Source organism: Candidatus Hydrogenedentota bacterium, assembly GCA_019695095.1.
In the GTDB taxonomy this organism is placed as follows: Bacteria; Hydrogenedentota; Hydrogenedentia; order Hydrogenedentales; family SLHB01; genus JAIBAQ01.
The window spans coordinates 36,107-57,785 of sequence record JAIBAQ010000010.1; the positions used below are offsets into that span (position 1 = coordinate 36,107).

The following is a 21,679-nucleotide window of genomic DNA, read 5'->3' on the forward strand; positions in this document are numbered from 1 at the left end:
GTCAGTCCCTGTTTTCCGCCGCTGCTGACTCTTCCTAGGGTCAACCAATATGTTGACTTAATTACGATTCACTACTCTAGCGGGCGCCTCCGCAGCACTTTTTGAATTTACGTCCGCTGCCACACGGACAAGGATCGTTTGGTCCCGCGCCTTGCTTGCCCGACATTTGCAGATCGCGCTGTGCGGCGAATCGGCGAACGTTAGCCGGAGGACGGCTCATCCGAAGTTCGTTTGCCATGAATTGCATATAGGGCGCGATGTGCGTGAAGAAGTGCTTGTAGCCGGCGCACAGATAGTTCAGCCCAGACTCACCGTCGGGGGTCTTGATGAACCGGTGTTTTGGGCACTCGCCGTGACACACAAACCGCACGTCGCAGGAACGGCAGTATTGCGGAAGGGCGTCGGCCTTGTCGTTACCGAACTGCTTCTGTTGTTCGGAGTCAACCAACGCGCGAATACCTTGCTCCATGATGTTCCCAAGGCGGTTTTCGGGGTAGACAAAGTGATCGCAAGAGTAGAGGTCGCCGTTGTGTTCCAATGCCATAGCCGTGCCGCACCGTTCGGCGAACACACATAGGCTTGGGTCATAGCCCACCCATGCCTCCAGGGCCACGTCGAAGATTTGCACGAACGTTTCACCTACGTCGTTGCGGACCCATTCGTCAAAGACAGCGGACAGGAACTTGCCGTATTGCAGGGGCTCTACCGACCATCGAGAGACCGTGGCCTTGTCAGGGTAATCGGGCGATACAAGAACGAGTTGATCCTCGTCGGTAACTTCTGCGATGCGTTCCACAATCGGAATGAACTGTATGAAACCGCTGCCGACACTTTTTAAGAATCGGTAGACTTCGAGCGGATGATACGAGTTCTTGCGGTTCACACACGTGAGGGTATTGAATTCGACTCGATGCTTCTTGAGCGTGTCAATTCCGCGCAGCACTTTGTCGAATGTCCCGCGTCCACCTTTGTCGCGCCGATACGCATCGTGCAATTCCTGCGGACCATCAATGGAAATACCCACAAGGAAACCGTTCTGTGCGAGAAACTCCCCCCAGCGATCATCGAGCAAGATGCCATTGGTCTGGAAGGCATTATTGATTCGTTTACCGTTTGCATATCGTTTCTGCAACTCGACGGCGCGCTCGAAGAAACCAACTCCCAGGATGGTCGGTTCACCACCCTGCCACGCAAACTGAATTTCGGGGACATCCTGAGCTTCAATGTACTGCTGGATATATGATTCGAGCGTATCGTCGGACATTGCCCATCCCGAATCATTGGGATAGAGCTTCTCCTTTTCGAGATAGAAGCAGTATGTGCAATCGAGATTACAGATCGGTCCCGTAGGCTTGGTCATCACGTGGAATGCGGATGAGACCCTTCTGGACTCTGCAGACATTGAGTTTCCTCACTCGTCGTTCTCCCTGGCATCCGGGAGTCTACCGTGCAGCATAGCAGAGAACTGCCCTCTATTGACGAGTGCATGGGAAGGGGCTAGACTGCTCCTGGACGTAATACTTGCCTAACGCGACTCGGCTGTTAGGGTATGGGGGACTGATGAGCTTGAGGTTCTTTGCCCGAATCGCAATTGTTGCGTTGTGTTTGGGTGTTCTTGGCTGCATCATTCCTGTCCCCATTCCGGGGAAAGAAAAGGTCTCAGACGAGCTTTTCGGACGAGTCATTGATGCCCAAACCAAGGCGCCGATTGAAGGGGTCAAGGTGCGGGTCGTGGGCTACTCAGACTCAGACTCTGAAGCTAGGAAGGCGCACCGTCCCGAGACTACCACTGACCGAGACGGAAAGTTCCATCTACCCGCCGATCAGCACTTCTACCTCGTGAGCTTCCATACGCCCTGCCCCATCTATCACTTTCCGCCCACGGGAGAACACTCGTCTACTCTACTTCTGACACATCCAGACTACGAGACTCGACGTGTCAGTTCATTTGAGTACGCGCCAAGCGGGCAAAGGGACTTCGACATAGAGCTTGCACCGGTGCAGTAAATGTGACCTGCCTGTTTCACGATATATCCAGAGGTGTTGCACCTTCAATGGTAACCGTATTTCTTGAGCACCTCGCGCGTAGCCGCATGATTTGTCACCGAGATGCTCAATGCTCCCCCCGGAAACGTTTTTTGTATCCGCCGGTATTATTCCACAGGTGAGTTCTGCTTTGAATAGCCTGAAGGTATTCTACCGCGCTGCTATGCCGAATTGCTCTGTCTTGCACGGACGTGGGAAAACAGGTGTAATATGCGCTCCTGATTTTAATTCTTGACTGTCTATGCGACTCTGCGGCCGGGTCAATCCGAGGGAATGCTGGGTGTGCATTTCCAGGCTGAGAGCTTTCGATTACTGCAACTTTCTTCCGAAGGGCCTTGCGGAATGACGCGGAAGGAATTGAGAATAGGATTCTCTCCATTGCCACGCCACAACGTGTGGATTGCTGCATCCATTTGCCTGGCATTCGCGCTGGGAGGTCGAGCGGATACGCCGGCCACTCAGGCGGCGAATAGCGGGCCCGCGCCCACCACGTCCGTGACCTCAATTATTGAACTCCAGCCCCATCGCGAAGTGCACACCTTGGCGAACGCGCGCGGCGACCAGGTATCGATCATCAACCTGAATACCCATATCGGCGCCTACTATCTACTTCAGGGCAGTATCGCAGGCGAAAAATTCTCGCTGCATCTCGAAGTCCCCGTTTCGACGCCGGGTAGAATTGAGCGGCCCGCGCTGACTTTGGTGAGTGAGGGTATCGTAGTCACAGAGCCCCGTGGAACGGTTCACTCGTACCTGCTTTGGCCCAATGCAATGACTCACACTTCCCCCTTTGTTCTTGAAGTGACGCCGGCAGGAACAGCCCCCAATCGTCTGTGCGACACACCCGTCATTGGCGACATATTGCGCGGCGCCCTTCGGGCAAGTTCGGCCTTCACTTCGATTTGCGATGGACACGTGCTGGTGCGTACGCAAAAGACGGGGTCTGCGACACTCCTGGAATCGACAACAGACTTCCTGCGGCAGGCTTCCATCGGCGATTGGCTCCTTGAACAAGCAAAGCCCTATCTCATCCCAGCTCCGGAGCTTGTAAGTGACCATGCGGCAGTTGCTCAACCGTTACCGACACGAGGCCCGCGGTCTGCGCTTGTGGACCCTTCTCATGCTGAGACGGCCTGTGTTGCCACATCTGTTGGCGTGGCAATAGATGCCGCCGAACATGGCATGGTCTACGGCAAATGGTATGCCGCTCAGCGGCATCCCGGTATCTTCGTGAGCGTGATCAAGGCGTCTGTCATCGATACGCAGATTCTCGAATCGTACAAGGATCGTGTTGCGCGTCTCGGGAGCCAGGATGCACGCGAGGCCGACGCGCTTGTCTATCTGCTTGCCTTTGACACGATGCAATACCGATTTGGTTTTTCGATGGGCGCGGAACATCCGGGATTGGGTTGGTCGCCGTATATCAAGACAGCACATGACACGCAGGGGCCCGATGGATTCTCGTCGCGGAAGCCGCTGGTAACGATTGGAGCCGTGCCCCCCTACGAGGAACCTTATGTGACCGCCACCTTCACTGGGGGATTCAAGCGCCAGCACGGGGCCTTCAAGTCGGGGGCGCTGTCCCAGGTGAACAATGGAAGCCATTTCGGATTCGTTGAGAAGGGGGTCATCTTCAGCCGCGTGATGCCGGGATTGGCGACGGCGGCCATCAAACAGGACGGTCAGATCGACCTCTATACGTGGCCACAGGATTCTTCGTTTCTCTCTCCGGTTCTTTACGACGTTCGGCAGAATTGCGTGGCTATCGTCGATGGTGTAGATGCCAACGGACTCACCATTCCCGGCGAGCTAGTGAATAAATGGGGCGAAGGTGCATGGTCGGGAAGTCAGACCGGCCAGTTCACAACAACGCGAACGGGGCTGGCGATTCAGGATTCGGAACACGCATCATTCATCCTCTTCGCCTACTTCACCGGTGCAACTCCGAATGCGATGGCGAGAGTGTTTCAGGCCTACCAGTGCCGGTACGCAATGCTGCTGGACATGAACAGCTTTTCGGCGTGCTTTGCGACTTTGTACGACCGCGACGCACAGCGTAATGTGACCGATGTCGAGTATCTGCACAAAGAGATGGCGTCGGTCGGCGGCAAACTTGGCAGGTTGCGCTTCCTTGAGACCGACGACACGCGGGACTTCTTCTATGTCATGCGCAAACCTGACCAAGGACGCGTGGCGAAACGTTGAGCACCACGTAGAATTCCTCAGATTCCTGCGGTATGCTCCGTGCCGTTTGGCGTCTGGAGACAACGACGCCTGAAGAGGGAACTGATGAAGATTCGCTCCAGTGCTTTGATCATTTCTGCCGCTATTGTGCTTCTGGCGGCTTGCCCATTGGGCTACGCACAAACCGATGAAGTCGGCAATGTACACACTGTCTTGCTTACGGAAGGCCGTGACCGGCTCGACAACGCCCACATCGTGTTTACGCAGGAGAAAAAAGGGCGGGTGGCATTCATTGGCGGATCCATCACAGCATCGCCTGGATGGCGCGACCTCACCTGCGAAATGCTCAAACAACGTTTCCCAGAAACTGAATTCGATTTCATCAACGCGGGTGTCGGAGGAACGAATTCCACGTTGGGAGCCATGCACCTAGAGAACGACGTGTTTTCGAAAGGACGCGTTGACCTTCTGTTTGTCGAGTTCGCGGTAAATGATGGCGACTCTCCATCCCGTGGCAGCCGGCTTGATCGCGCCATGGAGGGCATCGTACGGCACGCGCGCACTATCAATCCTAACATTGACATTGTCATTCAGTACTTCATGCAGCAGGGCATGCAGGAGGCGGTGAACCAAGGCAAGTTCCCCTCTTCTGTGGAATACCACGAGCGCGTTGCCGAGCACTACCGAATACCCGCGATCAACATGACCGCGGTGGTTACGAAGATGCTGAACGAGAAGAGCCTTGCCTGGGATGAATTCTCACGAGACTCCTGCCATCCTACCGAGACCGGGCACAAGTTATACGCGGAGCAAATCCATCAACTTTTCGATGTCATGTGGGATGCTCCGTTGCCTGTTGACGCAAGAGTTGCTTCGCACCCTATTCCCCAACCCTTGGACATGCAAAACTATGAGCATGGACGATTTGTCGAGGTGAACGAGGCGAAGATTTTGAATGGCTGGGAATTGGTCAAGGGTTGGGAAACGCAGAAGACCTGCAACTACAGCGGAGCAGTCGACGTTCTAACTGCCACCGAACCGGGCGCAGAGCTTGAACTGACCTTTGAGGGCACTCTGGTGGGAATCAACGCGATCGCCGGTATGGACGCAGGGACTCTTGAGTATGCCATCGATGACGGACCAGTGAATTCGCAGGATCTGTTTGACCACTATTGCGAGCAGTTTCACCGGCCCGTCTGCCACGTGTTGGCCGAGGATTTGCCTCCGGGAAAGCACATACTGCGTTTGAAGATGGCGGTGAAGGCCAACGAAAAGAGCGAAGGACACGCGGCACGGATACGCTGCTTTGTAGTGAATTGAGGGCAAGGACTCCAAGGACAGCAAAGACAACGGTCCATGCAAGTCGTAAAGAAACGATACGATACGGTAGCCTCGCCTATTTCTGCGGAGTCAGCGTTCCCTTGTAGTCTCCTCCAGTAAGGGTGACGGCGAGCCGACGGCCTTTACGAGAGATTTCGGAGGCGGGCGGTGCCCCGCCATTCAGAATAAGTTGTTCGTCGCCGGAAGCGACTGGCAACGAAAGTGAAGCTGTCGTGTTCTTGGGGATCGAAACCTCAAAGTGCAGCGAGCCACTCTCCTTGTCGCGTTTCCACATCACCGGCACGGGTCCAAATTCAGTAACCACGACACCTTTGGCTTCCGTCAAGTCACCCAGGCGAGGCTCGATCACGATGTGGCGGTTCTTGATGGGACCATCCACACGCACGCCGAGCACATAGCGACTGAGGAACAGTGTAGGCGCAGAGCCCATGTTGTGACAGTACTCGCCGGGGCCAAAGTTCTCCCAACCCGTACCCGTCTCGCTTTCGCTCATGGCTTTCCAACGCGTGCGAATCAGGTCAAGCACCAACTGGTCTGCCTTGTCGTTGTTCATGCGATAGAGGTCTTCGAATAGGAACACGTGCACATACGAACTGACCGATTCTTTTGATTCGTTCTCGAAAAGCCACTGCTCCAGACGCGCACGCGATTCCGCGGGCACCGCGTCGAAATACAAGGCAATGATTGCGGCGTGCACGGTCGGCGGAGTCTTGGAGCCATCATCCGCAATACTCCCGAAATACGCACCGATTTCCGGATTCCACAGTTGTGCGGTGAGTGCATTCCGGATCGAGTCCGCAGCGGACTTGTACGAATCCCGTTTCTCTACGTCGCCCAGGGCGTCCGCCAAGTAGGCCGCGTCATTCAACGCGCCAAAGATGTAAGCATTCAGAGACGCGCCTTCGCAGACCTTGTAGCAAAGCGGGTTTCCAGGAAAGACAAACTCCCGCGCCTTGACGAGGCCGCGTTCGGTGCGATGGTCCAAGAACCACTGCAATTGCTTTGTCACGTAGGGCCACACTTGCCGTACAAACGCAAGTCCCTCGTCGGGGTACTCCAAACCGTTGGTGCTGTCGTAGTACTCGCGAATCGAGTGAATCCAAAGGCACGAATAGTCTTCGATGTATCCGTGAATGTCCCACCGATCGGAAGGATGGTGGGCCTTCACGCGGCCGTCGGGTTGTTGGCTGATTGCGATGTGCCAGAGGGCGTTGTGAATGAGGCGCGGATCGGCGTAGCGAGGACCATTCACGCCGGGTCCTGAGAATACTGACCGCGTAATGGGGTACTCATCGACAGCGGCATCGCCCAGCCATTCGACGCGTTCGCGAGTCGCGCAATCCACGTAGCTGTCCTCACTGCAGGCGAGAACCGTGTTCACGCCAATTTGCCAGAGCTTGTCGAGCAAAGGATCGCTGGACGCGAACTGTCCGGCGACATCGAACGGATACAGGCGGTTAACAATCTCTACGTTCTGCAACTGTACACTTCCCGAAGTCACTCGCACGACGAGGTACTTGAAACCGTAGGTATCCGTGCTCATATAGGCCTGGCGTCCGCCACGGGCAATGTAGGTATTCACGTGTCCATTCGAATTGGCAGGATTGTTGCCAGAGGTAAAGTAGGTCTGAGCGTATTCAATCTCTAAGCGCGCTCCCTCCTCCGCCTCAAAACCGAGGATGGAATAGGCCTGCACAAACTGGTTTGCATCGACAACAGTACGTTCGCCCGCCTTCAAATCCATCGGCAGCGAATTGGCAACGAGTTTACGCTCTTTGGATTCGCCGCACTCAAGCACAGTCAGGTTACTGAGCTTGGCCTCACGCAGCAGCGGGATGTGCCTTGGGTGGAGATTTCCCCACTGCTTCCCATCAACCGGCGATGCGAGTTTCCACGAAGAATCATCAAACGATGTTAAAGTCCAATCCGCAGTCGCCTTCCGCGCATCCACATCGTCCATGGCGCCAGCCCAGTCGATACGACCGGGTAAGAACTGCGTGTCCGCGCTCACGCGCCAGGTTGTGTCGGTCAGCACTTCTGTCCGCTTTCCTTGAGCGTCCGTCGCGAGAAGCTGGGCGCTAAGCCCCGGAACATGTCGCATGGCACGGCCGTAGAAACCCTCGGGCGTCTCTTTGGGTTTCCCGTCATGGATGTGTTGTACCAAGACAACGATCGAGTTGGTTCCCGCAACGAGTTTCGAGGTGACATCGAGTTCATCGTATTCCGGAGCGAGCGGATCGAATCGACATGGCCCGCGGTCAACATATTGACCATTCACCCAGAGGATGTACCGGGTGTCGGCGAAGAGGCGGAGAACCGCAGTCGAAGGCGTTGAATCCAAGGGAAACGTCTTGCGGAACGCGACCCAAACCTGTTTTCCAGCCGGAGCGGAGTCCAGCCAGACCATCGAGTTTTGCAGCGTCATTGCGGCACTCGAAGACGTGGGTTCGCCTGCCGGCGCATAGGACGCCAGCAGCATTGTGATTAGCCAAAATGAACAGATTCGCTTCATTCTTCCCCCCAATACTCAATCCGACCTGAAGCAGGCAATGCCTCCGCCATGCTCAGGAATGAGTCCGTCTGACTATGCGTTGTTGAAGCTAGAGAATCAAGAATCCGGTTTGTGTTTTGCCTACTTAACTAACCTTGCCCGAGGCGCTGGCGGAGTGCTACCGTAGGCGCGTCACGTCAAGGCGCACCATCCCAGGAGAAGCTATGCCCGAATCGTTGCTTGAAAAACAGATTGGCGACCGTTTGACTCGCCGCAAGGAGACTGTCGCGTCGGCAGAATCCTGCTCCGGTGGCCTCATTGCCCACCGCATCACGAATGTGGCGGGGTCCTCCGCGTATTTTCAGGGCGGAGTCGTGACATACAGCAATCAAGCGAAGTGCGACCTTCTTGGCGTGAAGAAAGACTCAATTTTGGCAGAAGGCGCGGTCAGTGACACGGTGGCACGGCAGATGGCGGAGGGGGCGCGCGCGCGATTCTTGGCGGATTGGGGCGTGGGGGTAACCGGAATTGCCGGGCCCACCGGTGGCACGCCGGAAAAACCCGTTGGATTGGTCTACGTGGCCGTCTCCGGCAAAGCTGGAACAACCGTGCAACGTTGCATGTTCAACGGTAACAGGGAAGAGATTAAATCGCAGACCGCCAATACGGCGTTACAGATGATATTGGAGCAGTTGGCATGAGTGCTGGGTTTGTGCATCTCCACGTACACTCCGAATACAGCGTGCTCGACGGGGCAAGCAAAGTGTACGAATTGATGGAGCGATGCAAGGAATACGGAATGCGCGCATGCGCCCTGACCGACCATGGGGCGATGTTTGGAGCGCTTGACTTCTACACGGCCGCAAAGAAGGCGAATGTGAAGCCGATTATCGGGTGCGAACTTTACGTGGCCAGGGGCAGCCGCTTCGACAAGACGGGGCGTTCGGCGGGCGCGTCGAACAATCACTTCCTGCTGCTGTGCGAAAACGAAGTGGGCTACCACAATCTTTGCAGACTGAGCTCGCTGGGTTTCCTGGAAGGCTTTCATTACAAACCACGCGTCGACCTCGAGCTGCTGGCTCGGTATAAAGAAGGCCTTATCGCGAGCAGCGCGTGCTTGGCCGGAGAGATTCCCCAAGCATTGTTGGCAGGCGACATGGATGCGGCCAACGAGGCCATCCGGAAGTACGTTGCCGTCTACGGACGTGACAACTTCTTGATTGAGTTGATGGACCACGGCCTTCCTGAACAGAAGAAGGTCAATCCGCTGTTGGCGGAGTTGGCGGAACATCACGGGCTTATGGTCATTGCGACCAATGACAGCCATTACACGGACAAACGCGATTCGGAGCCGCATGATGCGTTGCTGGCGATTCAAACCGGCTCCACACTCGACAAGCCAGACCGCTTCCGCTTCGAAACGCCGGAATTCTATTTCTGCAGCCCCGATGAGATGCGCGAGCGATTTAAGGAGTATCCGAAGGCCATCGAGAACACGGAGCTGGTGGCCGCGCGCTGCAACGTGGAACTCAAGCTGCACAGCCACCTCATCCCCCACTTCGATCCGCCGGAGGGATTCACGCGCGAAACTTATTTGCGGGAATTGGTGAAGCTCGGACTGGAGGACCGCTACGATGGCGCGCCATCGCCTGACCATGTCGCGCGCGCGGATTACGAATTGTCCGTGATTGAGCAGATGGGTTTTGTCGACTACTTCCTTGTTGTGTGGGACCTCATCAACTTTGCGCGCAGCAAAGGCATTCCAGTGGGCCCAGGACGCGGTTCGGGCGCAGGCAGTCTCGTGGCGTTTGCGCTCAAGATCACCAACATCGACCCGATACGGTACGGTCTTCTGTTTGAGCGCTTCTTGAATCCTGAGCGTGTCTCCATGCCGGACTTCGACCTCGACTTCTGCTACAACCGCCGAGGCGAAGTGATTGAGTACGCGCGCGCAAAGTACGGTGAAGACAATGTCTGCCAGATCATCACGTTTGGCAGAATGAAGGCACGTCAGGCAATCCGCAACGTGGGTCGCGTGATGGGAATGCCCTACGGCGATGTGGACCGCATTGCAAAGCTGATACCGGACGATCCTGCCGCCAAGGTGACGCTTGAGAAGTCTCTGAACGCCGAACCCGAATTGCAGCGCCTTGTGAAGGAGGATGCGCAAGTAAAACGTCTATGGGAGCTGGCCACGCGACTTGAAGGAACCGTGGGCAACGTAGGTACACATGCCGCTGGCGTTGTGATTTGCGACCAACCCCTGACGGACCACGTGCCACTCTTTAAAGCCGCGGACAGCGACACCGTCGCCACGCAGTTCGAAATGAAAGGCGTCGAGGAAGTCGGACTGCTGAAGATGGACTTCCTGGGCTTGCGCACACTGACCGTGGTTCACGATGCGGTCAAGTTTGTGAAGCAGAACCGCGCAATCGATATCGATATCGACAACCTTGAGCCCAACGACAAGAAGACGTATGCGCTTCTTCGTTCCGGGAAGACCATGGGCGTGTTTCAGCTTGAAAGTTCGGGCATGCGGGATCTTGCCAAGCGCATCGGGCTCCAGAGTCTGGAAGAAGTCTGCGCCCTTATTGCCTTATACCGCCCCGGTCCGATGCAGTTGAAGGACCAATACATCGACAGTAAGCACCATCCCGACAAGGTTCAGTACGATCACCCTGTGCTCGAGTCTATTCTCAAGGAAACCTACGGGGTTGCACTGTACCAAGAACAAGTGATGCAGATCGTGCAGGCCGCCGCGAAATTTACGCTCGGACAAGCCGATATTCTCCGCCGAGCCATGGGTAAAAAGAAGGCCGACCTCATGGCTGAGCAGCGCGACAAGTTTGTCGAAGGCTGTAAAGGCAACAATATCAGCGAAGAACTCGCGGATATGCTGTTCGGAAAGATTGAACAATTCGCGGGATACGGCTTCAACAAGTCGCACAGCATGGCGTACGCGTTCGTGGCGTATCAGACCGCCTTTTTGAAAGCCAACTATCCCGTCGAATTCATGGCAGCATTGCTCACGTCCGAAGCCGGCAACCTCGACAAGGTCGGGATCTACGTCGAAGAATGTCGCCGTCTCGGAATTGAAGTGCTGCCTCCGGATGTGAACTCCAGCTACGCGGGTTTCACGGTGGAAGGCGACCGCATCCGTTTTGGCATGGGAGCGATCAAGAACGTCGGCGAGGGACACGTCGAGGCCATCGTGAAGGAGCGCGAATCGGAAGGCCCCTACAGGGACATATTTGACCTATGCCGCCGCGTGGACTCGCGCGTAATCAACCGTCGCGTGCTTGAAAGCCTGAACAAGGCGGGCGCATTCGCCAGCACGCAATGGAACCGCCGTCAGGTGGAAATGGTGCTCGATAGCGCCATCAGCGAAGGGCAGCTAAGCCAGAAGGAACGCGAGGCTGGGCAGACTTCGCTGCTTGACCTGATGGGTGGAGGCACTTCCGAGACGCAGATGCATCAGAAACCGGATATGCCCGAGTGGGCAGAAAGCGAGCTACTTGCTTTCGAAAAGGAAATGCTCGGACTCTACGTTTCAAGTCATCCGCTCGCGCGCTACGCAAAGACGCTCGACCGATATTCCTCGCACAGCCTTGCGCAATTGCAGGACTTGCGCGACGGCACGGAAGTCGTCGTAGGCGGAATGATCAGTATCATCAAAAACCACGTCACCGCGCGCGGCGGCAAGAAAATGGCCTTCATCACACTGGAAACGCTCGAAGGCCCATGCGAGGTCACCATCTTTCCCGATCTCTACGAGACGAAGGCCGGTTTGATCGTCGCGGATATGCCCCTTCTGATTCCCGCACGGGTCAGTTTCAGAAATGACGAAGCAGGGCTTATCGCCAGCGATGTGGTGCCGATGGAAGAAGCCGAAGAGAAGCTTACGACGGCGACCCACATCCGTTTGACGACCATCGGTCTTGACGATGACACGTTAACGAAGCTGGCTAACGTGCTTGGCGCGCGTCCGGGTAAATGCGACGTGTATCTGCATTGCGTAACTCCCGAGCACGATGACGTTACGATTCACGCGACGAGCGCGTGCAGAGTGGCCGCGACAAAGTCGCTCATTGAAGAGGTCGAGCGTCTCTTGGGTGAGGAATCGATTTGGTTCTCAGGCGGCAACGGACTACCCACGCACGAATAGCGACCGGAGTCCGTGTCTGCCCTAGTCATGGAGCAACGCCTGCATGAACAAGGATCGACCGCAGATCGTCGTCCTCTTCGACGGAGTGTGCGTGCTCTGCAATCGGACGGCCGATTTCATTCTCCGTCACGATCGAGACGGAGCGATTAAACTCGGAGCTCTGCAATCGCCTGCTGGGCAAGAGCGCCTGAGGCGCGCGGGACTTCCGACAGACTATGTAGAGTCTCTGGTAGTCATCGATGGCGAACGCGTGCTCACGAAGTCCTCGGCAGCAATCCGTATTGCACGCGAACTGGGATTTCCGTGGCACTTGGCATCTGCGCTGAGATGCGTTCCTGTATTCATTCGTGACGCCATTTACGATTGGATAGCCAAGAATCGATACCGCTGGTTCGGCAAACGCGAATCGTGCCGTTTGCCAACTGATTCCGAGCGGGACCGATTCTTGTCGTAGCAGGTATTATTCGGTCCTTGGATTGACCGTCATCTTCCCCAGGCAATAACGGCGATGTCCGTCTTCATCGTTCAGCGGCAGTGCGATCGTTGGGGTGCCGTCGCGTAACCCCACGGAAATATAGACATCATAGGTGCCGGGGCTCATGTTGGGGGCAAACCCATGTTCGGAATCGATGTGCTGCTCCGGAGCTTGATCCGGCGCGGCGACTTCGAGATTGCGCACGTCAAACGCTTCGTTCACAAAGACCGCAACAATGCCGCCGTTCGCATCTTTTAGCGTGTACGCCACGAATCCGCCGGGATAGCACGGCGCGACGCCGGCATTGGCCCAAACTGACGACAGCGTAATCCGCTCCGACAAGCTAACCGATTCTGGCCACGACGCCTCCCGCAATTGGATGCGGTAACCAAGGCGAAGATTTGCGCGCTGGATCAGCTCGCGCTCACTTGCCAAGAACTCGTGAGGCCACCAGTGAATACTCATGTAAGAAGCATGGTACTCTTCAATCGCGCGCATGAAGATATCGCGAATCCACGCCTTCTTGTTGACCGAAGACCCATAGTGTTCGTGCTCCAGCACCACGGGCAACTTCGGCCAGACTGCCTGCGCCAAGTCCGCGTGGAAATAGGAATTGGGCGGCGGTTGCACCAGGATACTGTCATCGCGCAAGGTCATGCCTTTTGAGAAGGCATAGGGGATGATATCGTCACCCTGAAACGCAAAATCGTCGTTCGCCGTGAGCAGGGTGCGTTTGAAATGTTTGGCGTACAGATCGATATGCATTTTGACAACTTCGGCAGGGACCTTGATGCCCGTGCTGGCAAATGTATGTCCTTCACCCCACACGCCGAATGACCCCACATCCACAAACGCGACATTCGGATTGCCGTCGTAGCGCGCGGCAGCCGCGGCAAGAAAATGGTCGAGCTTTTCCAGGAAGACCGGGTCTGCGTAGTCTGGCTCCCAGTAGGGGCCGCTCTCGTCCAGTTTGCCGGGGGTGAAGTTGTACCCTTTTGCGCCTGCCTCCTCGACCCACTTGGGCGTGGAGTAACGCATGAACGATTCGGAAGACGTAAAACGAAAGGCGACTTGAAGGCCCTTATCTATCCATCGCTGTGCGGGTGCATCTACAACTGACCAATCGAACTTCCCCTCGACAGGTTCAATATGTGACCACGGTAGACGCAAAAATACGCACGATAATCCAGGAAATTCATCAACGGTGTCGGATGGGGCGAGTTTGGAGCCATAGTTGGCGAGAAAGTCTGAATAGAAATGGAGGGTCCAGCCCATCATCGGGTTGACCAGCCCTTTCCCATTGTCAGACGGCTTTACAACGGTCCTCTGGGACTCAGCAAAAGCGGGCTGCAACTGCAGACAAAAAAGCGACACCAGCAACACTCCGCGACTGACTGACTGATACATGAATTGTCTCCCCCTTACGCCCGCTCTCGACTTATTGCCTCAGGGTATCGGCACGTCGATGCGGATAGCAAGCTCGCTCCGCACAAGCTGTTCGATTTGAGACGCCAAACGGAGTAGGATGGTTCTTTGCGTCGATTTGGCGCGACAAGATACGGTCTATTGTCAGCAAGCGAAAAGAGGGGGGCTAGACCCATGGCAGAGTCACCGACTCGACGAGAGTTTCTCAAAACAGCAGCAGTTGGCGCGGCGGCAGTCTCCATGTCTGCAAGCAGTTATGCGCGCGTGATTGGTGCGAACGATCGCATCTCGATTGGCATCATTGGATGCGGCAGCCGCGGCATTGACGCTCACATGAATGGGATCAACACGCACGCAAAGGCACAAAACGTTGAGATTAACGCCGTCTGCGATCCGTGGAGTGTACGTCGCGACATGGCCGCGGCCAAGTGCAAGGAGTGGTACAACGTCGACGCCCGCAAGTGCGTGTCGTATCGCGAACTCCTCGAACTGGACAACATCGATGCGGTGACTATCGCCTCGGTCGAGCATCAACACACCACGCATCTTAAAGCAGCGGCCGACGCCAAGAAAGATGTGTACTGCGAGAAGCCCCTTGGCAAGGATTTCGATGAACTGAAGAAGGCCGTGGATGCGGTCAAGAAGAACAACGTAGTTTGTCAGGTTGGCACGCAGTTGCGAAGCATGGCGAGCATGACCGGCGCAAAAGAGTTGTTCAAGACGGGTATCTTGGGCAAGTTGTCTCGTGTAGAACAGTGCCGCAACGGCTGGAGGCCGTACTGGTATTCGTATCTCAAACCGGCACGCAAGGAGGATGTGGACTGGAACGAATTCCTGATGCACCTGCCGAAACGTCCGTTTGACGCCAACTTCTTCACGGGTTGGTATGGTTATCGTGAGACATCCGACGGCACCGTCCCAAGCTTCGGGGCTCACTATCTCGATCTTGTCCACTACATCACCGGGGCTGAGTATCCGATTAGCGCCGTGTGTCTTGGGAATACCTACGTATGGAAGGACGACTACAAGTTCACATGCCCTGACCATGTCCAAGCGACCTGGAACTACCCGGACTTCACGGTACACTACTCGACGAATTTCGGAAGCGGCGCGGGAAACACCTTCAAGATTTTCGGCGATCGCGCGCACTTCGATCTTCAGAATTGGGACAAGCCCATGGTCGCCAGCGAGGGACTCGGCCCCGACAAGGCAGCCGTGAAGGAAGCGACCCCCATCGAGCATATCGAGAAACCGGACCACATGCTGGATTGGTTACAGTGTATCCGTTCGCGGCAAACGCCAAACGCGTCTATCGATGCGGGCTATCAGCATTCCGTGGCCGCAATCATGGCCATGAAAGCGTATGACACGGGCCATCGCATGATTTACGACCACAAGAATCGCGTTATACGAAAAGGTTAACGGATATGGCTGAAACATCCGGCATATCACGCAGGGAGTTTCTATCCCGCGCCGCAGCGGGAAGTGCCCTGGCAATCGTTGGCACTTCACGCTCGTCGGCGCAGAGTCAGGCAGGCGGTTGGCAAATCGGCTGCTACACGCGACCTTGGGACAAGCATGACTATCGAGTAGCCCTCGACGCGATCGCCGAAGCCGGCTTTGCATACGTGGGCCTGATGACCACGAAATCGGCAAACGGATTGGTCCTCTCCGTAGAGACAACCCCTGACGAAGCCAATGCGATCGGGGAAGAGTGCAAAAAACGCAATCTGAAGGTTCCCTCCGTTTACGGTGGAGGAATACCTTCTCATGAGTCCGTCGAGGCCGGTATTGCGGGTATGCGCAAGCTAATCGACCATTGTGTCGCGGCAGGGGTAGCAAACCTGATGATGGGAGGAGTTGGCGACGAAAAGGAGTCGGTCCCTTACTACAAGGCCATAGCTGAGAGCTGCTCGTACGCGGCCGAAAAGGGTATTGGCATCAGCGTTAAGCCGCACGGTGGCACGAATTCTACAGGGCCGCAGTGCCGCGCGCTCATAGAAGGCGTAAACAAGTCGCAATTTCGCTTGTGGTACGACCCCGGCAACATCTACTACTACTCTGACGGCAAACTCGATCCGGTGGATGACGCCGCAACTGTGGACGGTCTTGTCGTGGGGATGAGTATCAAGGACTTCAAGGACCCGAAAGAAGTTCTGCTCACTCCGGGAACTGGGCGCGTGGATTTTCCGAAAGTCATGGCGCGCCTGATTCAAGGGGGATTCACGTCGGGGCCACTCATCGTTGAATGCCTGACGCCAGGCGAATTGCCTCAACTCTTGGAAGAGGCAAAGAAGGCGCGCGCGTTTGTAGAATCGCTCGTAAAGAAATAGAGCCAAAACACCAGACGCATCACGGTGCATACTGCTACCGTGAGGCGTCTGAACATTATAAGGGAATCTATGCGGATGCGCCCAGCAACTTCCGCGCAAACTCCGCATTCTTTTTGAAATCAGCCACACGATCGGTCGACGGGCAACTCGTCTCGAGCACGACCCAACCGCTGTAGCGAATATCGCGCATGGCCTGGCCAACGGCTTTCATATCGACCTTGCCCTCGCCCAGATAGCTGGCGCCGTCCTTGAAATGGAACTGGCAGATTCGATCTCCAAGCATCCGGATTTCGGCAGGCACGTCGTATTTCTTGTGCGTGGAGTTGCCAACATCGTAATAGACCTTAACGGCATTACTCTGTATACGGTCCAGAATCGCGAGGTTGTCCTTGGCGGAGAGGTAATTCTCAAGCCCCAGGATTACCCCAGACTTTTCGGCAAGGGGAGCCGCGGCTTTAACGCGCTCGACCAGGATATCCACGTCTGCGGTCTTGAGCTTGTTCTCCTTCAAGAGGTCGCCCTTTCCAAAAAAGGCAAGGAGGATCACGCGCGCGCCCAAGTCCTGCGTGCCCGAAATAGTCTGTTCGAGCCACTGGGGCGCTTTCTCTTCCGAGACAAACGGATTGTCGTTGAGAAAGCCCATCGCCGTGGACGACACCACAATACCGGCGGCCTCGCACGCCTTCTTGTACTCGGCTCTGAGATTGGCATCCGCGATCGGCAAGGTGTCTCCCGGACCGCCGGAAGAGACCTCTACTCCATCGAGTCCGATAGACTTGCCGTACGCGATACTCTCAGGACCATTGACTCCCAACGACCAATCGCATGCGCTGAGCCGAATCTCCAGCCCCTTCTCCTCTGCCAGCGCGCGCTTGGTAAACACTAAGGCGCCCAAAACGGCCGAAGATCGTCCAATGAATTGCCTGCGGGTAGTCTGCATTGTTGCGCTCCTCCAGCGTGTCAAGTGACCCAGCCCCGATCTCTCACGAACACAATTGAACCTCTTTCGCAACCAGGGTGTTTGCGAAACTTGCGGCGAAGAACATAGCGGTTATCCGAGAACAAAGTGTGTTCGCGAGAGATCCTCATGGCATAACCTCAGCGTCTTACACGTGAGCAATTTGCGTCGGCGCTCAAGCGCGCCGGTGCAAACTGCGGACTACGCGTCATTATGCCAAGAATAGCACCAATTGGGGTAGGACTTGGCAATCCTCGGTCACAAGCACCCAGGTCAGTCTCTCAGAAGGGCATCGTAAACCTTGTTTGCAAGATTTGATTTACTAAAAGGCTTCTGAAGGAAGTTCACGTCGCTGTCGATTACACCATGATGAAGGACGATATTGGCCGTATAACCTGACATATAGAGGACCTTGATGTCCGGACAGATTGGCACGATTTCGTCTCGCAATTGCCTTCCATTCATGCCAGGCATCACAACGTCGGTTATGAGCAGGTCAACTCTATTACCAGGAACTTCGCACCAAGCCTTTGCCTCCTCCGGGGTGGTGCAACTCACGACCGTATAGCCAAGCGACTTTAGCATGGATTCTGTCATTCCACGAACCATGGAGTCGTCTTCCACCAGCAGGACGGATGCAGTCCCAGTCGGAGACGGAGGTTCCTCAATTAAGCTGGAATCATCGAACTCGCCTGCGAGACTGGGGAAATGAATCTTGAACGTGGTGCCGCGTCCAACTTCGCTGTAAACGTTTACAAAACCGCCGTTCTGTTTGAGAATTCCGTATATGGTGGCAAGACCCAATCCGGTCCCTTTTCCCACTTCTTTGGTCGTGAAGAACGGTTCAAACAAGTGGGACATCGTGTCGTCATCCATACCCGACCCATCATCGCTCACCTGCATCAAGACGTACTTTCCAGGCGTGACATCCATATGCTTTCGGCAGTACTCCTCATCGCAGTGTATGTTTGCCGTCTCGATCATCAGAGTGCCTCCGTTCGGCATCGCGTCGCGCGCGTTCACGGAGAGATTCACCAGAATCTGATCGATTTGAGACGCGTCGAACTTTATCTTCCACAGACTGTCGGCCAAGTGCAGTTGTAGTGCCACATCTTCGCCAATAAGGCGCAAGAGCGATTTCTCTGCCAAAACAATGGATGCGTTTAAGTCGATCGATGTTGGCACAATGAATTGCTTGCGAGAGAATGCGAGGAGTTGGCTGGTCACGTCGCGCGAGCGCACGGCAGCTTTCTCCACCTCCATCATGTACGACAACAGGTGGCTGCCCGGGTCCAGTTCATCTTTAATCAATTCCGAGTAGCCGAGAATTACCGTGAGCATGTTGTTGAAGTCATGCGCAACGCCGCCTGCGAGACGCCCTATCGACTCCATCTTTCGCGCATGATTCAGTTGAAGCTCAAGTCTGGCGTGCTCTTCTTCCGCGGCCTTAAGCGCAGTAATATCCGCGTGCGTGCCAATACACCGCAATGGCATACCGTCAACGTCCCATGCGATGACTCTTCCTTGCGACCGGAACCATTTCCAATCGCCTGTCTTCGTACGGAGCCTGTACTCGAGGTCGTATTCCGGAAGCTCTCCTCTCTGGCACGCGGTGTATATTTCCAGCGCATGGTCTGCATCGTCGGGGTGCAGCCAAGTGGCCCAAGTGTTGATGTCTATCTCAAACTCGTCTGGAGAATAGCCGAGCGATTCTCCGAATTCCGGGCTAGTCAAGCCCGAGCCCGTCTTTAAGTTGAGATCGTAGACTGCGAGTTTCGCCGCCGTAAGGGCCAAGCGCAAACGTTCCTCACTGAGTTTGAGGGCATCTTCCGAACGCTTGCGCTCTGAGATGTCGATTACACTGACTACATAGACCGTCTCTCCTTCCCCGTCCACAGAAAGCCGGGCCGCCAAAGAAGCGTGGAACGTTGTCCCGTCGCGCCGCTTAGCAACATACTCCATAGAGCATTCGCCATGCGCATGCAGAGCTTCGACAACCTGAAGCGGAAAGCTCGGATCCTCGCAATGGGAATCTGGAAGAGTCCCCAGAATCGCTTCCTGCGAATCGTGACCCCACATTCTCAGATACGCCTTGTTCGCATAGACAAAGCGCACGTCCTTATCGAGAATTGCAAAGCCGTTAGGACTAATATCCAGGCAGTCTCGTCTGAGAGTGAGGTCACGCTCAGAGCGTTTCCTATCGGTTATGTCGACGTTGAACGAGAAGACATACTCTTTGCCTTCGTATACGATTCGGCAGGTTGTTACCGCCACGGGGAAGCGAGTTCCGTCTTTTCGGGTGAACATCACCTCAAAGCGTCTCACACCGGTATGGCTCAGCGCGTTTCGATGCGTTGTCATCCATTCCGCAGTCACTTCCTCGCAAACGTCTGAAATGCTCATGGAGAGAAGTTCGTCGCGCGAGTAGCCGAGCATGCGGCAGAATTCTTCGTTCACTTCGATGAAGCGCCGATCACGTTCCACACGGCATATGCCAATGGCAGCCTTCTCGAAACAGAATTGAGTCAGGCGAAGCGCCTTTTCCACCCGCTTTCGCTCAGTAATGTCCCGCACAATCGCCCACATACTCGCGGGGTCCCCATGCGCGTCTCGCATTAGGAATACCCGGAGTTCCACCGGGACCACAGAGCCATCCTTACGCACATACTCCTTCTCATACACGTCTGTATGGTCGCGTACAAGGAGCTGGGAGGCCAGAATCTCGGCTTCGTACGGTCGCCAATGTTCAAGGGTCAAGTCAACATACGTGAGTGTCTTCAACTCGTCGAGCGAGTAGCCGACCAGCTCACAGAAGGCCTCGTTGGCGTCGATTAGATTCCCAGCCATGTCGCCGCGCGCATACGCATCGAACATGGTCTCATGCAGTTGACGATATTTTGCTTCACTTTGCAGTAGGGATTCTTCAGCTCGCTTGCGTTCGGAGATATCAAGCGAAAACGCATAGACAAACCGTTGGCCCTCGTGAACGATTCGGCTCACGGTAACTTGCACAGGGAATGTAGACCCGTCCTTACGCCGATGAACCGATTCGAAGGTGTGAACACCGGATTCGCGCAACGCCTCACCTTGTCTCAACAACCATTCGTCATTCACACTTTGGTCGATATCGGAGATCTTTAACCGCAGAACCTCTTCGCGTGTATACCCCAAGCACGTACAGAAGTACTCGTTGACTTCTTGAATACGCAGGTCCTTGCCAACTCGATGAATACCGATGGCGGCATTGTCAAAGCAGGCCTGCGTTAGAAGGAGTCGGTGCTCAGCTTTCTTCCTGTCCGAAATGTCGCGGACAATGGCCCACATACCTGTAGGCAGCCCGTTTGTGTCGCGTACCAACAGCACACGCAGTTCGACTGGAACAAGCGTGCCATCCTTCCGCAGGTACTCCTTCTCATAGACTTCAGAGTATCCACGGACCCAGGTCTGCTCCGCTTTAATCTTAAAGTCTGATTCCTTCCACCGCTCGGGGGTTATATCCAGGTATGACATCTGACGAAGCTCGTCTTCGGTATACCCCACAAGGTCGCAGAAGGCTTGGTTGGCTTCCACGATCATGCCGTTGACATCCGCGCGGGCAAAGGCATCCATCATGGAGGTGTGCAACTGACGGTACTTCGCCTCACTTGCTCGGAGTGCTTCCTCGGCCCGTTTACGTTCCGTAATATCCAGGACGATGCCGTCCCAGAGTATGTTGCCGTCTGATTGTCTCTCGGGACGAGAAATGCATTCGCACCATCGGATCTCGCCCTCTCGAGTGAATCTCCCTTCAAATCGAAAAGGACGGAGCGTTGTTGCGGATTCCTGAATGGCTTCGTTTAGCCGGCTGAGGTCTTCCGGTAGCAGCAGTGTCATGAGCAGATTGCCATCTCTCATGACCTCTTCCGCACGGATTCCAAACATCTCCTTACAATTCTTGCTCACATAAGGAAAGGATGTTCTTCCGTCAGGTCGCAGTTCGAAAACGTAAACCAAACCGGGTATGTTTGCTTTAAGACGCCGATACTTCTCGTTGGCGGAATCAAGCGCTTGCGCCAATTCCCTATTCTGGCGTTCAAGTTCGCGAATGCGGTCCGCGGCCTCTTTGACAAGGGTGGTAGTCTTAGAGGTACTTCTGGCCTCCCCAGCCAGAGACTCTCCTGCTAGAAGACCCCCGAGTTCCTCCAGGAGAGACTCATCGTCCTTGCCTCGTTCCAAGCCCCGAGTACTGCGCAACCAAGGAGACTCCTACTGATTGGTGCTT

General features: G+C 55.4%; 13 protein-coding genes. 8 read left to right on the forward strand and 5 right to left on the reverse strand.

Features of this window, described 5'->3' with window-relative positions; all coding sequences use genetic code 11:
* Positions 1-76: 76 nt before the first annotated feature.
* Positions 77-1,402, reverse strand: a complete 1,326-nt coding sequence (locus K1Y02_03205) for an anaerobic sulfatase-maturation protein (GenBank protein ID MBX7255347.1) — start codon at positions 1,400-1,402, stop codon at positions 77-79.
* 158 nt (positions 1,403-1,560) lie between these two features.
* Between K1Y02_03205 and K1Y02_03210 the strand changes: the two genes are divergently transcribed.
* The 3 genes from K1Y02_03210 (at position 1,561) to K1Y02_03220 (ending at position 5,550) form a co-directional block, all read left to right on the forward strand.
* Complete coding sequence (locus K1Y02_03210) at positions 1,561-2,007, forward strand: carboxypeptidase-like regulatory domain-containing protein (GenBank protein ID MBX7255348.1); 447 nt, start codon at positions 1,561-1,563, stop codon at positions 2,005-2,007.
* A 417-nt stretch (positions 2,008-2,424) separates the two neighbouring features.
* Positions 2,425-4,251, forward strand: coding sequence for a hypothetical protein (locus K1Y02_03215; GenBank protein ID MBX7255349.1), 1,827 nt, complete (start codon positions 2,425-2,427; stop codon positions 4,249-4,251).
* An 84-nt stretch (positions 4,252-4,335) separates the two neighbouring features.
* The gene (locus tag K1Y02_03220; protein ID MBX7255350.1) at positions 4,336-5,550 is read left to right on the forward strand and encodes an SGNH/GDSL hydrolase family protein; all 1,215 of its coding nucleotides are present in this window, start codon (positions 4,336-4,338) and stop codon (positions 5,548-5,550) included.
* A 76-nt stretch (positions 5,551-5,626) separates the two neighbouring features.
* Here K1Y02_03220 and K1Y02_03225 read toward each other — a convergent pair whose 3' ends face one another.
* Positions 5,627-8,083, reverse strand: coding sequence for an alpha-L-rhamnosidase N-terminal domain-containing protein (locus tag K1Y02_03225; GenBank protein MBX7255351.1), 2,457 nt, complete (start codon positions 8,081-8,083; stop codon positions 5,627-5,629).
* Positions 8,084-8,286: 203 nt separating this feature from the next.
* On the opposite strand from K1Y02_03225, the gene K1Y02_03230 reads away from it, so the two are divergent.
* The 3 genes from K1Y02_03230 to K1Y02_03240 are packed head-to-tail and all read left to right on the forward strand — an operon-like array spanning position 8,287 to position 12,681.
* Positions 8,287-8,763, forward strand: coding sequence for a CinA family protein (locus K1Y02_03230; protein ID MBX7255352.1), 477 nt, complete (start codon positions 8,287-8,289; stop codon positions 8,761-8,763).
* Entirely contained in the window at positions 8,760-12,227 is a 3,468-nt protein-coding gene (locus K1Y02_03235; protein ID MBX7255353.1) for a DNA polymerase III subunit alpha, read from the forward strand. The genes K1Y02_03230 and K1Y02_03235 overlap by 4 nt, the downstream gene beginning before the upstream one ends.
* A gap of 43 nt (positions 12,228-12,270) precedes the next feature.
* Positions 12,271-12,681: a thiol-disulfide oxidoreductase DCC family protein gene (locus tag K1Y02_03240; GenBank protein ID MBX7255354.1), complete on the forward strand. Its 411-nt coding sequence runs from the start codon at positions 12,271-12,273 to the stop codon at positions 12,679-12,681.
* 6 nt (positions 12,682-12,687) lie between these two features.
* Here the strand turns inward: K1Y02_03240 and K1Y02_03245 are convergent, their stop codons facing one another.
* Positions 12,688-14,109 carry a DUF4832 domain-containing protein gene (locus tag K1Y02_03245; protein ID MBX7255355.1) on the reverse strand — a complete coding sequence of 474 codons (1,422 nt, stop codon included), beginning with the start codon at positions 14,107-14,109 and terminating at the stop codon, positions 12,688-12,690.
* A 192-nt stretch (positions 14,110-14,301) separates the two neighbouring features.
* On the opposite strand from K1Y02_03245, the gene K1Y02_03250 reads away from it, so the two are divergent.
* Together K1Y02_03250 and K1Y02_03255 are read left to right on the forward strand one after the other, a co-directional pair.
* Positions 14,302-15,549, forward strand: coding sequence for a Gfo/Idh/MocA family oxidoreductase (locus K1Y02_03250; protein ID MBX7255356.1), 1,248 nt, complete (start codon positions 14,302-14,304; stop codon positions 15,547-15,549).
* 5 nt (positions 15,550-15,554) lie between these two features.
* Complete coding sequence (locus tag K1Y02_03255; protein ID MBX7255357.1) at positions 15,555-16,460, forward strand: sugar phosphate isomerase/epimerase; 906 nt, start codon at positions 15,555-15,557, stop codon at positions 16,458-16,460.
* Positions 16,461-16,527: 67 nt separating this feature from the next.
* On the opposite strand, the gene K1Y02_03260 is transcribed toward K1Y02_03255, so the two are convergent.
* Both K1Y02_03260 and K1Y02_03265 read right to left on the reverse strand, forming a co-directional pair.
* Complete coding sequence (locus K1Y02_03260; protein MBX7255358.1) at positions 16,528-17,400, reverse strand: sugar phosphate isomerase/epimerase; 873 nt, start codon at positions 17,398-17,400, stop codon at positions 16,528-16,530.
* Positions 17,401-17,691: 291 nt separating this feature from the next.
* Entirely contained in the window at positions 17,692-21,651 is a 3,960-nt protein-coding gene (locus tag K1Y02_03265; protein ID MBX7255359.1) for a PAS domain S-box protein, read from the reverse strand.
* Positions 21,652-21,679 lie beyond the last annotated feature (28 nt).